At 68.0% G+C, this 14,751-nt stretch carries 12 protein-coding genes and 2 tRNA genes; 2 read left to right on the forward strand and 12 right to left on the reverse strand.

Going from position 1 to position 14,751, the window contains the following annotated elements; translation table 11 throughout:
* Positions 1-256: 256 nt before the first annotated feature.
* From mreD to AB0M87_RS05155, 7 genes are all read right to left on the reverse strand, one after another.
* Entirely contained in the window at positions 257-928 is a 672-nt protein-coding gene (mreD, locus tag AB0M87_RS05125) for a rod shape-determining protein MreD (protein ID WP_365850254.1), read from the reverse strand.
* 15 nt (positions 929-943) lie between these two features.
* Positions 944-2,002: a rod shape-determining protein MreC gene (gene mreC, locus AB0M87_RS05130; protein ID WP_365850256.1), complete on the reverse strand. Its 1,059-nt coding sequence runs from the start codon at positions 2,000-2,002 to the stop codon at positions 944-946.
* A gap of 119 nt (positions 2,003-2,121) precedes the next feature.
* Positions 2,122-3,141, reverse strand: a complete 1,020-nt coding sequence (locus AB0M87_RS05135) for a rod shape-determining protein (RefSeq protein ID WP_164261203.1) — start codon at positions 3,139-3,141, stop codon at positions 2,122-2,124.
* 286 nt (positions 3,142-3,427) lie between these two features.
* Entirely contained in the window at positions 3,428-3,841 is a 414-nt protein-coding gene (gene ndk / locus AB0M87_RS05140; protein WP_365850257.1) for a nucleoside-diphosphate kinase, read from the reverse strand.
* 63 nt (positions 3,842-3,904) lie between these two features.
* Positions 3,905-4,264 carry a DUF4233 domain-containing protein gene (locus AB0M87_RS05145; protein WP_365850258.1) on the reverse strand — a complete coding sequence of 120 codons (360 nt, stop codon included), beginning with the start codon at positions 4,262-4,264 and terminating at the stop codon, positions 3,905-3,907.
* Positions 4,265-4,267: 3 nt separating this feature from the next.
* Positions 4,268-5,755, reverse strand: coding sequence for a folylpolyglutamate synthase/dihydrofolate synthase family protein (locus AB0M87_RS05150; RefSeq protein WP_365850259.1), 1,488 nt, complete (start codon positions 5,753-5,755; stop codon positions 4,268-4,270).
* A gap of 149 nt (positions 5,756-5,904) precedes the next feature.
* A complete protein-coding gene (locus AB0M87_RS05155) occupies positions 5,905-8,535 on the reverse strand; it encodes a valine--tRNA ligase (protein ID WP_365850260.1) in 2,631 nt (876 codons plus the stop codon).
* Between the two features lie 138 nt (positions 8,536-8,673).
* Here AB0M87_RS05155 and AB0M87_RS05160 point away from each other — a divergent pair, with 138 nt between their 5' ends.
* Positions 8,674-9,666, forward strand: coding sequence for a hypothetical protein (locus AB0M87_RS05160; protein ID WP_365850261.1), 993 nt, complete (start codon positions 8,674-8,676; stop codon positions 9,664-9,666).
* 77 nt (positions 9,667-9,743) lie between these two features.
* Here the strand turns inward: AB0M87_RS05160 and clpX are convergent, their stop codons facing one another.
* The 5 genes from clpX to AB0M87_RS05185 form a co-directional block, all read right to left on the reverse strand.
* A complete protein-coding gene (gene clpX, locus AB0M87_RS05165; RefSeq protein WP_365850262.1) occupies positions 9,744-11,036 on the reverse strand; it encodes an ATP-dependent Clp protease ATP-binding subunit ClpX in 1,293 nt (430 codons plus the stop codon).
* Positions 11,037-11,192: 156 nt separating this feature from the next.
* Positions 11,193-11,876 carry an ATP-dependent Clp protease proteolytic subunit gene (locus AB0M87_RS05170; RefSeq protein WP_365850263.1) on the reverse strand — a complete coding sequence of 228 codons (684 nt, stop codon included), beginning with the start codon at positions 11,874-11,876 and terminating at the stop codon, positions 11,193-11,195.
* Positions 11,877-11,926: 50 nt separating this feature from the next.
* Positions 11,927-12,532: an ATP-dependent Clp protease proteolytic subunit gene (locus tag AB0M87_RS05175; protein ID WP_365850950.1), complete on the reverse strand. Its 606-nt coding sequence runs from the start codon at positions 12,530-12,532 to the stop codon at positions 11,927-11,929.
* 330 nt (positions 12,533-12,862) lie between these two features.
* A complete protein-coding gene (gene tig / locus AB0M87_RS05180) occupies positions 12,863-14,269 on the reverse strand; it encodes a trigger factor (RefSeq protein ID WP_365850265.1) in 1,407 nt (468 codons plus the stop codon).
* A gap of 158 nt (positions 14,270-14,427) precedes the next feature.
* Positions 14,428-14,504: transfer RNA gene (locus AB0M87_RS05185), tRNA-Pro, on the reverse strand.
* 140 nt (positions 14,505-14,644) lie between these two features.
* Here AB0M87_RS05185 and AB0M87_RS05190 point away from each other — a divergent pair.
* A tRNA-Gly gene (locus AB0M87_RS05190) sits at positions 14,645-14,718 on the forward strand.
* Positions 14,719-14,751: the final 33 nt, after the last annotated feature.

Below are 14,751 nucleotides of genomic sequence, written 5' to 3' on the forward strand. Positions count from 1 at the left end.
GCGTGCTCCGGCTCGGGGTTGTCCGGCTGGGGGTACGGGGGTCGGCCCCCGGGAGATACAGCCTCACTGCGTGCTCCGGCTCGGGGTTGTCCGGCTGGGGGTACGGGGGTCGGCCCCCGGGAGATACAGCCTCACTGCGTGCTCCGGCTCGGGGTTGTCCGGCCCTGTGCGCTCCGGCGCATGGCGGCCCGGCTGGGGGTACCGGCGTCGGCCCCCGGCAGATGCCGCCGGGGACCGTCCCCAGGATGACGTCGCGTCACAGTCGTTTGACCCCCTTGATGCGTCCTGCCTTGTTCGCCCGCGACCGTGCCGCCCGCAAACGCAGACCGCCACGCTGGTTCCCGATCTGCAGTCCGGTGCCGGTGGCCAGCCAGCCGGTCGCGACATCGCCCGCGCCACCGCCGCCCTGGGCATCGGCGAGCGGATCGTTGTCGGTGCGTCTGGCCAGCGCCATGATGAACGGAACGGTGAACGGCGCGAGCAGCAGGTCGTACACGGCCGCGCTGAACAGCAGACCGGCGAGGCCCACATGGCGAGCGGCGGTGTCGCCGACCAGCGAACCGACCCCGGCGTACAGCAGGGTGGAGCCGATCGCCGCAGCCACCACCACGATCATCGGTCCGACGACGGACCTGATGCGGCCGTTCTCCGGTCGGGCGAGCCCGACGGCGTAGCCGACGACACAGAGCACCAGCGCGTACCGTCCGGCGGCGTGGTCGGCGGGCGGTGCCAGGTCGGCGAGCAGTCCCGCGCCGAAGCCGATGAACGCGCCGGCCAGATGGCCGTAGACGAGCGCGAGGGCGACCACTGTGAGCAGCAGCAGGTCCGGTACGGCGCCGGGGAGTTGGAGTCGGGCGAGCACGCTCACCTGGACGACCAGGGCGACGACCACCAGCGTGGCCGAAAGCAGCATCCGGTTGAGACGCATGCGGATCAGCTCCTACTACTGGGGGGTGTCGGCGTTGGGGTCACTGCCGGCGTCCGTACCGGCGTCGGTACCGGCACCGGCGTTGGCACCGGCATCGGTGTTGGCACCGGCATCGGTGTTGGCACCGGCATCGGCGTTGGCATCAGTGCCGGCGCCGGCGTTCGCCGACGGGGTGACGGTGACCGTGACCGTGGGAGTCGGCTTCGGCTTCGCGGGTTTGGCGGGCAGCACCGTGTCGCGCGGGTCCTCACGCGGCGGTTCGACCACGACGCCGACCAGGTCCAGCTTGGTGAACGAGACGAACGGACGGACGTAGACGGTCCGGGTCAGGTCACCGCGCGAGGGATCGACCTTGACGACCTGGCCGACCGGGACGCCCGGTACGAAGGGCTTGTCGTGGCTGGAGCCGAACGTGACCAGACGGTCGCCGTTCTTCACCTTGGCCTTGCCGTTGAGGAGCTGGACGGCGAGCGGACGGTCGCCGCGTCCGGTGGCGAAGCCGATCTCGTCGGTGTTCTCCATGCGGGTGCCGACGGTGAAGTCGGGGTCGTTGGCGAGCAGGACGGTCGCCGTGTGCGGTCCGACGGTGGTGACCCGGCCGACGAGTCCCGACCCGTTGAGCACCGTCATGTCGCGCATTATGCCGTCGGCGGATCCGGCGTCGATCGTGATCGTCCAGGAGAAGCCCTGAGCCGCTCCGACCGCGATGACCTCGGCGCCCTTGATGCCGTACTGGCCGGTGGCCGCGGTCTTGAGCATGGCGTCGAGCTGGCGGACCCGGCTGCGGTTGCGGTCGGTGCTGCCGAGCCGCTGCTTCAGAGCGGCGTTGTCCCGCTCCAGCGCGGCGATGCGATCGTGGCGGTCGCCGGAGTCCCGTACTGCGCCGATCGCGTTGCCCACCGGGTTCACGACGTTCGCGACGCCGTTCTCGACCGGTCCGAGGACGGTGGCGGCGGCTTCACGGGCGCCGTCCACCGGTGACGCCTCACCGCCCCGGATGTCCACCGTGATCAGCGCGAACGCGATGACGATCAGCAGCACCAGGAGCAGCCGGCTCTCTCGTGTGTCCCTCACGTGCGGAGGCCGTGCCTTCCTCGTCGAAAATTCCTATGCGCTTGTGTATATCAACGTTCCGCCGTACCGGGCGGACGCACCCGGTGACGGCGGAACGGCGTGTTCCGCCCGGTGTCCGGCTATCGCCGTGGCTGGGCGTCCAGGACCTGCTGGAGCGCCTCGAACTCCTCCACGCACTTGCCGGAGCCGAGCGCGACCGAGTCCAGCGGGTCCTCAGCGATATGGATCGGCATTCCGGTCTCGTGGCGCAGCCGCTCGTCCAAGCCGCGGAGCAGCGCGCCGCCACCGGTGAGGACGATGCCCCGGTCCATGACATCGCCGGAGAGCTCCGGCGGGCACTTGTCGAGCGTCGTCTTGACCGCGTCGACGATCGCGTTGACCGGTTCCTCGATGGCCTTGCGGACCTCGGCCGCCGAGATGACCACGGTCTTCGGCAGGCCCGAGACCAGATCGCGGCCGCGGATCTCGGTGTGCTCGTCCTTCTCCAGGTCGAACGCCGAGCCGATCGTGATCTTGATCTGTTCCGCGGTCCGTTCACCGAGCAGGAGGGAGTACTCCTTCTTGATGTGCTGGATGATCGCGTTGTCCAGCTCGTCGCCCGCGACGCGGATCGACTGCGCGGTGACGATTCCTCCCAGCGAGATCACGGCGACCTCGGTGGTGCCGCCGCCGATGTCCACGACCATGTTGCCGGTGGCCTCGTGAACCGGCAGTCCCGAACCGATGGCCGCGGCCATCGGTTCCTCGATGATGTGGACCTGGCGGGCGCCGGCCTGCGTGGACGCCTCGATGACGGCGCGGCGCTCGACGCCCGTGATGCCCGACGGCACACAGACGACGACCCGCGGACGGGCCAGGTAGCGGCGCTTGTGGATCTTCAGGATGAAGTACCTGAGCATGCGCTCGGTGATCTCGAAGTCGGCGATCACGCCGTCCTTCAGTGGCCGTACGGCGACGATGTTGCCCGGCGTACGGCCGATCATCTTCTTGGCCTCGGCGCCGACGGCGAGAATCCCGCCGGTGTTGGTGTTGATGGCGACGACCGACGGCTCGTTGAGGACGATCCCGCGACCTCTGACGTACACCAGCGTGTTGGCAGTCCCGAGGTCAATAGCCATGTCACGGCCGATGAACGACATTGAGTTCCCCTTGTTCCCCATGAGGATGCGTCGGGCCTTTCCCAAGTGGAGCTGGTGGGCAATGGGTAGGCGAAGTGAGCGCTGTGGGTGTGAAGGCTTCATCGTAGTGCCGCCTGCACGAACATCGCGCGAGGGTCTCCGCCATGTGGGCGGTAGATACACCCGCCTCAGTCATGGTGACGTCATGTTGGAGCGATGCGTTCCCGGAATCGCCGGGCATATGCCGAAGGGCGACCGAATTAGTTCGGTCGCCCGAGGCCACAGACGCTATGCGGCTGACAGGACGTCAGGATACGGCCGGAAAGAAAAGTTTCAATTCTCGCTCTGCGGACTCCTCGGAGTCCGAGGCGTGGATGAGGTTCTCCCGGACGATGGTCCCGAAATCACCACGAATGGAGCCGGGCGCTGCTGCAATCGGGTCGGTCGGTCCGGCCAGCGTACGGACGCCCTCGATCACCCGATCGCCTTCGACGATCAGCGCCACGATCGGGCCGGAAGCCATGAACTCCACCAGCGGCTGGTAGAACGGTTTGCCCTGGTGTTCCCCGTAGTGCTGCTCGAGCGTTTCCTGGTCGAGGGTGCGCAGCTCCAGCGCGGAGATGGTCCAGTTCGCCTTGCGCTCGATACGGCTGATGACCTCACCGATCAGGCCGCGGCGTACGGTATCGGGCTTGAGCAGGACGAGCGTGCGCTGGCTCACGGGGCGGACTCCTTCGTTCGCGGGGTGCGTCCCCCGAGGTTACAGGGCCGCATCCGCCGACCGTTACGCAGCGTCAGGCCCTGCGGATGCCTGCTCCTCCTGAGCGGCCCAGCGGGCCTTCGCCTCGTCGATCTTGCGGCCGTAGTGGATCGAGGCCCACCACAGACCTGCGAAGACCGCGCCGAGGAAGAACATCGTGGGGACCACGAAGCCGCTGAGCACCAGCGCTATCTGCAGGGCCCAGCCGATCTGGATCGCACCCGGCCGGCCGAGCATCCCGCAGAGCAGTACCGAGAGCAGCATCGCGATACCGCAGACCGTCCAGACGGTGGTGCCGGAGATGTCGCCCTTCATGGCGACCAGACCGGCGAAGCCGATCACGAAGAACTCCCCGATCAGGGTGGAAGCGCAGAGCGTCCGCATGGGTCAGCCCCTCCCCAGAAGCAGCCGGGCCTCGCCGACGGTGATCACGGAGCCGGTGATCAGAACACCTGCTCCTGCGTATTCGTCCTCCTCCTCGGCCAGCGTGATCGCCGTCTCCAGCGCGTCGTCGAGACGCGGCTCGACGACCACCCGGTCGTCGCCGAAGACCTCCACCGCCAGCGCGGCCAGATCGTCGGCGCTCATCGCCCGGTGGGTGGAGTTCTGGGTGACCACGACCTCGGCGAAGATCGGCTCGAAGGCTTCGAGCAGCCCTCGTACGTCCTTGTCGCCGCTCGTCCCGACCACACCGATCAGCCGCGAGAAGCCGAAGGCCTCCGTGATGGCAGCGGCCGCGGCCTGCGCGCCCGCCGGGTTGTGCGCGGCGTCCAGGACGACGGTCGGCGAGCTCCGCACGACCTCCATACGGCCCGGCGAGAGCACCGAGGCGAACGCCTTGCGCACCAGGTCGACGTCGAGCAGGCCCGCCTGCTGCGCGCCGACGCCGAAGAACGCCTCGACCGCGGCGAGCGCCACCGCGGCGTTGTGCGCCTGGTGGGCGCCGTACAGCGGCAGGAAGATCTCCTCGTACTCACCGCCGAGCCCGCGCAGCGTCAGCAGCTGCCCGCCGACCGCGATCTCGCGGCTGCCGACGCCGAACTCCATGCCCTCACGGGCCACGGTGGCATCCTTCTCGACGGCCTTCTTCAGCATCACCTGCGCGGCATCGACCGGCTGCTGCGCCAGGATGACCGTGGCGCCCTGCTTGATGATCCCGGACTTCTCGACGGCGATCTCGCCGGGCGTGTCGCCGAGGCGGTCGGTGTGGTCCAGCGCGATCGGGGTGATCACGGCGACCGGGGCCTCCATGACGTTGGTGGCGTCCCAGCTGCCACCCATCCCGACCTCGACGACCGCCACATCGACCGGCGCATCGGCGAAGGCCGCGTACGCCATGCCGGTGAGCACCTCGAAGAAGGACAGCCGGTGCTCCTGCTGTGCGTCGGTCATGTCGATGTACGGCTTGATGTCCTGATACGTCTCGATGAACCGCTCGGCCTCGATCGGGGCGCCGTTGAGGCTGATCCGCTCGGTGATCGACTGCACGTGCGGCGAGGTGTACCGCCCGGTGCGCAGCTCGAACGCGCCCAGCAGTGCTTCGATCATCCGGGCCGTCGACGTCTTGCCGTTGGTCCCGGTGATGTGGATCGAGGGGTACGCCCGCTGCGGATCGCCCAGCAGGTCGAGCAGCGCCTCCATCCGGACCAGTGAAGGGTCGAGCTTGGTCTCCGGCCAGCGGCCGAGCAGCTCCTGCTCCACCGCCCGCAGCGCCTTTTCCACCTCCGGATCGGCGGGACGGGCCGGGATGCCGTCGCCCGGCGGCGGGCCGGACTGGGTACGCAGGGTACGGCTACCGGCCTCGATCACCGCCAGGTCGGGGTCGCTTTTGGTCTCTGCGTCGACGATCTCGTCGAAAGGGTCGGGCTCGCTCACAGGACCAGTCTACGGAGATACGGCGCGAGGACTTGCGCCCCGCCCCCTCGCCGTGGGTCCACGGCCGCCCCTGGTGCCGTGGGAACGCTCCGGTACCGGGCGCAGCGCCGGCCGGGTGAGCCCGGCCGGCGCTTCTCTCGCGACCCGCCCTACGCGGCCGGCAGGCCGCGCAGCTGCTCCTCGATCCGCTCGATGTCCGCCTCGGCCTTGGCGAGCCGGGTGCGGATCTTGTCGACCACGTGGTCGGGGGCCTTGCCGAGGAACGCCTCGTTGCCGAGCTTCCCGAGCGCCTGCGTCTTCTCCTTCTCGGCCGCGCCGAGGTCCTTGGTCAGACGCTTGCGCTCAGCTTCGACGTCGATCGTGCCGGACAGGTCCAGGGCGACCTTCGCACCGGCGACCGGCAGCGACGCGGTGGCGTGGAAGCCCTCACCGGCCGGCTGCAGCCGCAGCACCTGACGAATGGCCGCCTCGTGCGGTGCCAGCGCCGTGCCGGACAGGTCCAGCTCGGCCGGAACCTTCTGGCCGGGCTGCAGGCCCTGGTCGGAACGGAACCGGCGGACCTCGGTGACGACCTGCTGAACCAGCGCGATCTCCTGCTCGGCCGCGCGGTCACGGAAGCCGGAGTCCCGGGGCCAGTCGGCGATGACGACCGACTCCTTGCCGGTGAGGGTGGTCCACAGGGTCTCGGTCACGAACGGCACGATCGGGTGCAGCAGCCGCAGCATCACGTCGAGCACCTCGCCGAGGACCCGGGCCGACACCTGCGCCGGCTCGCCGCCCGCGAAGAACGTGGTCTTCGACAACTCGACGTACCAGTCGAAGACCTCGTCCCACGCGAAGTGGTAGAGCGTGTCGGCGAGCTTCCCGAACTGGTAGTCGTCGTAGTACGTGTCGGCCTCGGCGACCACCGCGTTCAGCCGGGACAGGATCCAGCGGTCGTTGGCCGACAGCCGCTCCGCTGACGGCAGTTCGCCCTCTACGTTCGCGCCGTTCATCAGTGCGAAGCGGGTGGCGTTCCAGATCTTGTTGGCGAAGTTCCTGGACGCCTTGACCCAGTCCTCGCCGATCGGCACGTCGGCGCCGGGGTTGGCGCCGTTGGCCACGGTGAAGCGGACGGCGTCGGAGCCGTAGGCGTCCATCCAGTCCAACGGGTCGACGACGTTCCCGAACGACTTGGACATCTTCTTGCCGTTCTCGTCGCGGACCAGACCGGTCAGCGCGATGGTGTGGAACGGCGCGACGCCGTCCATCGCGTACAGACCGAACATCATCATCCTGGCCACCCAGAAGAAGATGATGTCGTGCCCGGTGAGCAGCACGTCGGTCGGATAGAACTTCTCCAGGTCCGGGGTCCGCTCCGGCCAGCCGAGCGTGGAGAACGGCCACAGGCCGGAGGAGAACCAGGTGTCGAGGACATCCTCGTCCTGCCGCCAGCCCTCGCCGGTGGGGGCCTCCTCGCCGGGTCCGAGGCAGACGACCTCGCCCTGCGGGCCGTACCAGACGGGGATCCGGTGGCCCCACCACAACTGCCGTGAGATGCACCAGTCGTTGAGGTTGTCGACCCAGTCGAAGTACCGCTTCTCCATCTCCTTCGGGTGGATCTTGACGCGGCCGTCCCGGACCGCGTCGCCCGCGTCCTTGGCGAGCGTCTCGACCTTGACCCACCACTGCAGGGAGAGCCGGGGCTCGACGGTCGTCTTGCAGCGCGAGCAGTGCCCGACGGAGTGCGTGTACGGACGCTTCTCGGCGACGATCCGGCCCTGCTCGCGCAGGGCCTCGACGATCGTGGAACGCGCCTCGAAACGATCCAGGCCCTGGAAGGGGCCCGGCACGGTGATGACACCGCGCTCATCCATGATCGTCATGGATTCCAGGCCGTGCCGCTGCCCGATGGCGAAGTCGTTCGGGTCATGGGCGGGCGTCACCTTGACGGCTCCGGTGCCGAACTCCGGGTCGACATGGGCGTCCGCCACGACCGGGACGGTCCGGTCGGTCAGCGGCAGCTTGATCCGCTTGCCGATGAGGTGCGCGTACCGCGCGTCGTCGGGGTGGACGGCGACGGCGGTGTCACCGAGCATCGTCTCGACCCGGGTCGTCGCGACGACCACCGTCTGCTCGCCCTCGCCGTACTTCAGCGAGACCAGCTCGCCGTCGTCGTCCTGGTAGTCGACCTCGATGTCGGAGATCGCGGTCAGGCAGCGCGGGCACCAGTTGATGATGCGCTCGGCGCGGTAGATCAGCTCGTCGTCGTACAGCTTCTTGAAGATCGTCTGAACGGCCCGGGACAGACCCTCGTCCATGGTGAACCGCTCGCGCGACCAGTCCACCCCGTCCCCGAGGCGGCGCATCTGGCCGAGGATCTTGCCGCCGTACTCCTCCTTCCACTGCCAGACCCGCTCGGTGAACTCGGCGCGCCCCAGGTCCTGGCGCGACTTGCCCTCCTCGGCGAGCTGCTGCTCGACCTTGTTCTGGGTGGCGATCCCGGCGTGGTCCATGCCGGGCAGCCACAGGGCCTCGAAGCCCTGCATGCGCTTGCGGCGGGTGAGCGCGTCCATCAGCGTGTGCTGGAAGGCGTGCCCGAGGTGGAGCGAACCGGTGACGTTCGGCGGCGGGATGACGATGGTGTACGGGGGCTTCTCGCTCTTCGCGTCGGCCTCGAAGTAACCGCGCTCTACCCAGCGCTCGTACAGCTTCCCCTCTACCTCGGCCGGCGCGTACTGGGTCGGCAATTCCTGAGAGGGCAGGGGCGCTGGAGTCTGCTGCGATGAGTTCTCGGTCACCGGCTCAGTTTAAGGGCGTCACGGTCCCGTACTGAAACGAGAATGTTTGGTGCCACTGTGTGCCCCGTCGCACTTCGCTGTGACCGCGTCCGTCAGGATGTTCACGAGACGTAAGTATTCAGAGGGGGAACCCAGTCCATGAGCTACAACCAGCCGGGCCCGTACGGCCAGCAACCTCCGCAGCAGCCGGGGCCCTACGGCCAGCAGCCGCCGCAGCCCGGACCGTACGGCCAGCAGCCGCCGCAGCAGCCGGGACCGTACGGACAGCCCGGCGGGCAGCCGCAGCCCGGTTACGGATACCCGCAGCAGGCCCCGCAGGGTGTGCCGCCCCAGCAGCCGGGCTACGGCTACCCGCAGCAGCAGCCGGGGCAGCCGGGCCCGTACGACCAGCAGCCGCCACAGCAGCCGGGGCCCTACGGTCAGCAGCCCCCTTACGGTCAGGTGCCGCCTCCGCCGCAGGCACCGAAGAAGAAGACCGGCCTGATCGTGGTCGCGGCCGTGGTGGCGGTAGCGGTGATCGGCGGCGGGGTCTATCTGCTGACGAAGGGCGGTGGCAACAGCTCGGTGGCCGACGACGGGCCGCACAAGCTGATCACGCCGGCGAAGGTGCTCGGCGACTACAAGCGGTCGGGGGAGAACCAACCCCCGGAGGACGCGTCGGCCAGCGACGAGAAGGATCTGGCCGGCAGCGGCATCACCAACGCCAAGTCGGTCGGCGCCCTTTACTCGACGATCGACATGAGTGACCCGTCCAAGGTGAACCCTCTGGAGATCGCCGGGGCCCGGACCGTCACCTTCCTGGGCCTGTACGGCAAGGTGAAGGACCCGGCGGCCGCCGTGGACCAGGGGTTCGCCGGCCTGAAGAAGAACGACAGCAAACTGAAGTGGATCGGGGACCCGAAAGCGGTCACCCCCGACAGCCTCGACGGCGCCGTGATGAAGTGCCAGCAGGCGCAGGGGGAGAACGTCGCGACGAAGAAGACGAACACCGAGTACATCTGTATGTGGGCGGACTACAGCACCCTCGGCGTCGGTATTCCCTCGCAGGGCGCTGGGGGCGGCCTCAACCTGGACGACTCGGCCAAGGTGACCGCCGACCTCCGCAAGGAGGTCCGCGTCCCGGTCAAGTAACGGGCGGGGCCGCAACGGCATAGGGGCGCCCGGTCGGTGAACCGACCGGGCGCCCCTATGCGTTCGTACTCCAACCGCTACGCGGACTTCTCGTGCCGGCCGTCGTTGCCGACGATCCGCGGCTCGCGCGGGACGAGGGTCGGGTTCACGTTGTTCCGGACGACGTCCGCTGTGATGACGACGCGGCCGACGTCCTGGCGGGACGGCACCTCGTACATCACCGACTGCAGGACCTCTTCCATGATGGCGCGCAGGCCGCGCGCGCCGGTGCCGCGCAGGATCGCCTGGTCGGCGATGGCTTCCAGCGCCGGGCGGTCGAACTCCAGCTCCACGCCGTCGAGTTCGAAGAGGCGCTGGTACTGCTTCACCAGCGCGTTGCGCGGCTCGACCAGGATCTGCAGCAGCGCCTCGCGGTCCAGGTTGTGGACCGAGGTCAGGACCGGGAGGCGGCCGATGAACTCCGGGATCATCCCGAACTTCACCAGGTCCTCCGGCATGACCTCCTGGAACTGGTCGCTCGCCTCGATCTCGCGCTTGGAGCGGATGGTCGCGCCGAAGCCGATGCCCTTCGCGCCCGCCCGGGACTCGATGATCCGCTCCAGGCCGGAGAAGGCGCCGCCCACGATGAACAGCACGTTCGTGGTGTCGATCTGGATGAACTCCTGGTGCGGGTGCTTGCGGCCGCCCTGCGGCGGCACCGAGGCGGTGGTGCCTTCCAGGATCTTGAGCAGCGCCTGCTGAACGCCTTCGCCGGAGACATCGCGGGTGATCGACGGGTTCTCGCTCTTGCGGGCGACCTTGTCGATCTCGTCGATGTAGATGATGCCGGTCTCGGCCTTCTTGACGTCGTAGTCAGCGGCCTGAATCAGCTTCAGCAGGATGTTCTCGACGTCCTCGCCGACATAGCCGGCCTCCGTCAGTGCCGTCGCGTCCGCGATGGCGAACGGAACGTTGAGCATCCGGGCCAGCGTCTGGGCGAGCAGGGTCTTGCCGGAGCCGGTGGGGCCGAGCAGCAGGATGTTCGACTTCGCCAGCTCGATCGCGTCCTCGCGGTTGGCACCGCCGCCGTTCTCACCGGCCTGGACGCGCTTGTAGTGGTTGTAGACCGCTACCGAGAGAGCCTTCTTCGCGGGCTCCTGGCCGACGACGTACCCCTCGAGGAACTCGTAGATCTCGCGTGGCTTGGGGAGTTCCTCCCATCGCACCTCGGAGGTCTCTGCGAGCTCCTCCTCGATGATCTCGTTGCAGAGGTCAATGCACTCGTCGCAGATGTACACCCCGGGGCCTGCGATGAGCTTCTTCACCTGCTTCTGGCTCTTGCCGCAGAACGAGCACTTGAGCAGGTCGCCGCCATCACCGATGCGTGCCACGAGGTGCTTCCCCTTCGCCTGGGAGTCGCCACGTTCAGCGTCTCCTGGTGCCTCATATTCGACGGTACCTTGCCGGGCCCCCCGTTCGGGCCCCCCTTGGCACGGTTCACTGTGACGTGAACCGTGCCAGGGGACGGCAGGCAAATCAAACGCCCGTCAGGTTGTCATCATCCCCACGGACCCCTTGCGGGTCGAAACGATCTGGTCGACCAGGCCGTATGCGAGCGAGTCCTCGGCTGTGAGGATCTTGTCGCGCTCGATGTCGTCGCGGATCTTCTCGATCGGCGTGGTGGAGTGCTTCGCCAGCAGTTCTTCCAACTGGTTGCGCATGCGCAGGATTTCGTTGGCGGCGATCTCCAGGTCGGAGAGCTGCTCACGGCCGGTCTGCGAGGACGGCTGGTGGATCAGCACGCGGGCGTTCGGCAGGGCCATGCGCTTGCCCGGGGTGCCGGCCGCCAGCAGGACGGCGGCGGCGGATGCCGCCTGGCCCATGCAGACCGTCTGGATGTCCGGCTTCACGAACTGCATCGTGTCGTAGATGGCCGTGAGGGCCGTGAACGAGCCGCCGGGGCTGTTGATGTAGATCGAGATGTCCCGGTCCGGGTCGATCGACTCGAGGCAGAGCAGTTGCGCCATGACGTCGTTGGCGGAGGCGTCGTCGATCTGCACCCCGAGGAAGATCACCCGCTCCTCGAAGAGCTTGGCGTACGGGTCGTACTCGCGCACGCCCTGCGAGGTGCGCTCGACGAAGCGCGGGACGATGTAGCGGTTGTCGACCTGCGGGCCGGTGTACAGGCCGCCGGCGGAAGCGAAGTGGTCGTTCATGTGGGTGTTCACCATCCTGGTGGCGTTCGGTGGTCGGTCGGGCTCGTGGGCGGGGCCGTGGAGCTTCAGGCTCCGGTGCCGCCGCCGCCCGGAACGCGCGAGGCGGAGGAGATGATTTCGTCGATGAGGCCGTACTCCTTGGCCTCCTCCGCCGTGTACCAGCGGTCGCGGTCACCGTCTCGGATGATCGTCTCGACGGTCTGACCGGAGTGCCGGGCAGTGATCTCCGCCATGCGCTTCTTGGTACGCAGCAGCTGCTCGGCCTGGATCTTGATGTCCGAGGCGGTGCCGCCGAGGCCCGCCGAGCCCTGGTGCATCAGGATGTCGGTGTTGGGAAGCGCGAAGCGCTTGCCGGCGCTGCCACCGGTCAGCAGGAACTGGCCCATCGAGGCCGCGAGGCCCATACCGATGGTGACCACGTCGTTCGGGATGTACTGCATGGTGTCGTAGACCGCCATGCCTGCCGTCACCGAGCCGCCGGGGCTGTTGATGTAGAGGTAGATGTCCTTGTCCGGGTCGGCGGCAAGGAGAAGCAGCTGTGCGGTGATCTTGTTGGCGATGTCATCGTCGACCTGCTGGCCGAGGAAGATGATCCGCTCGCCGAGCAGTCGGTTGTAGACCTGGTCGCCGAGGCCGCCACCAATGTTGGGCTCGCCGGCGGCGGAAGGCATCAGATTCGTCACGTATCCACCTGCTCGTCTCTGACGGCTGCGGCCGTCTCAGCGTCTTCGTACTGAAGGAGTGCTGGGGTCGGGTACTCCCCTGCCCTCCTCTTCATGGACCCTAACGCGCAGGTAGGACAACGCCATCCCGGTTCCGGAACTGTTCGCTCGGAGCGCAAGGTAGCCACCTGTTCACGCGTACTTCACACGGACGCGTCACGCGGACGACGAAGGGTCCGGACGCACAGGACGTCCGGACCCTTCGCTCGCGATCACACCCGGTCACCCGGCGATCCGGCGACGCGCCGGGATCGCGTCACCGGTACGGGAAGAAGAGGCTCAGGCCTCGGTCTTCTCGTCGCCCTCGGCCGCGTCGGCGGACTCGGGCTCGGAGCCGGCGTCCGCGGACCCGGCAGCCTCGTCGGTCTCGTCCTCGTCGTCGGTGAGGTCGACGATCTCGCCCTTGGTGTCCTTGACCGTGGCGCTCTCCACGACGACCGCGAGGGCCTTGCCGCGGGCGACCTCGCCGACGAGCATCGGAACCTGGCCGCCCTCGACGACCGCCTGGGCGAACTGGTCGGGGCTCATGCCGGAGGACTGCGCACGCCGCATGAGGTGCTCGGTGAGCTCCTCCTGGTTGACGTTCAGCTTCTCCTTGTTGACCAGCTCGTCGAGAATGAACTGGGTCTTGATGCCCTTCTCGGCCTGCTCCTTGGTCTCGGCGGTGAACTCCTCCTCGCTCTTGCCCTGGATCTCCAGGTACTTGGCGAGGTCGAGTCCCATCTGGCCGAGCTGGTGGTGCTCCAGGTTGTGCTTGCGGGTGTTGATCTCGTCCTCGAGGAGCTTCTCGGGGATCGGGACCTCCGCCAGCTCCAGCAGCTTGTCGAGGACACGCTCCTGGGCCTGGGTGGCCTGCTCGTACTGCTTGTTGCTCTCGAGGCGCTTGCGACTGTCGGCCCTGAGCTCGTCCAGCGTGTCGAACTCGCTGGCCAGCTGCGCGAAGTCGTCGTCCAGGTCGGGGAGCTCGCGAGCGGCGACCGCGGTGACCTTGACGGAGACCTCGGCGGCCTTGCCCTCGGCGGAGCCGCCCTTCAGCTCGGAGGTGAAGGTGGCCTCGCCACCGGCCTCCAGGCCGGTCACGGCCTCGTCGATGCCGTCGAGCAGCTCACCGGAGCCGATGGTGTACGAGACACCCTCGGCCACGCCGTCCTCCAGGACCTCGCCGTCGACCTTGGCCTCCAGGTCGATCGTCACGACATCGCCGTCGGCGGCGGCGCGCTCGACGGGGTTGGTGGACGCGAAGCGCCCACGCAGCTCCTCGACGGCCTTGTCGACGTCCTCGTCGCTGACCTCGACGGCGTCGACCTCGACCTCGATGCCGGAGTAGTCCGGGATCGCGATCTCGGGCCGGACGTCGACCTCGGCGGTGAAGGCGAGCAGCTCGCCGTCCTTGAGCTCGGTGATGTCGACCTCGGGCTGGCCGAGGACATTCAGCTCACCCTCGTTGACGGCCTCGGTGTAGAACTTCGGGAGGGCGTCGTTGACGGCCTCCTCCAGGACGGCACCACGGCCGAAGCGCTGGTCGATGACGCGGTTCGGGATCTTGCCCTTGCGGAAGCCCTTCACCGTGACCTGCTCGTTGATCTTCTTGTACGCCGCGTCGAGGCTGTCCTTGAGCTCCTCGAAGGGCACCTCGATGCTGAGCCGAACCCGAGTCGGGTTCAGGGTCTCCACGGCGCTCTTCACGGTTCGGTCTCCTTGGGGGCTGACTTCAGAATCTCTGCCCGGTTGAGAGACACGCGGGCACACAGCTTGCATAGTAACGGCAAGCGGGAGGAGACCCACAATGCGAGCGGGTCCTGCCGATGAACGGCTCTACTGCTGGTCTGATCGGGTCGTGCCGGTGGTCGGGGTGGCCGGATTCGAACCGACGACCTTCCGCTCCCAAAGCGGACGCGCTACCAAGCTGCGCCACACCCCGTTGGTGCGACACGTAGGGTACATGCCCGGACGCAACGTCGCGCGCGCTTTCTGCGCTGTGGGACGGTGTGCGCCGACCGGGTCCGACCCGCTACGATGCATCTCGTGCCGCGGTCGGTCCCGACCTGTGGCGCACCGCTTGCGGGCGTAGCTCAATGGTAGAGCCCTAGTCTTCCAAACTAGCTACGCGGGTTCGATTCCCGTCGCCCGCTCCACAGAACAACGGCCCGGCACGGTGAGTCTCACCG

Origin of the sequence: Streptomyces sp. NPDC051320 (assembly GCF_040682175.1) — a bacterium.
GTDB lineage: Bacteria > Actinomycetota > Actinomycetes > Streptomycetales > Streptomycetaceae > Streptomyces.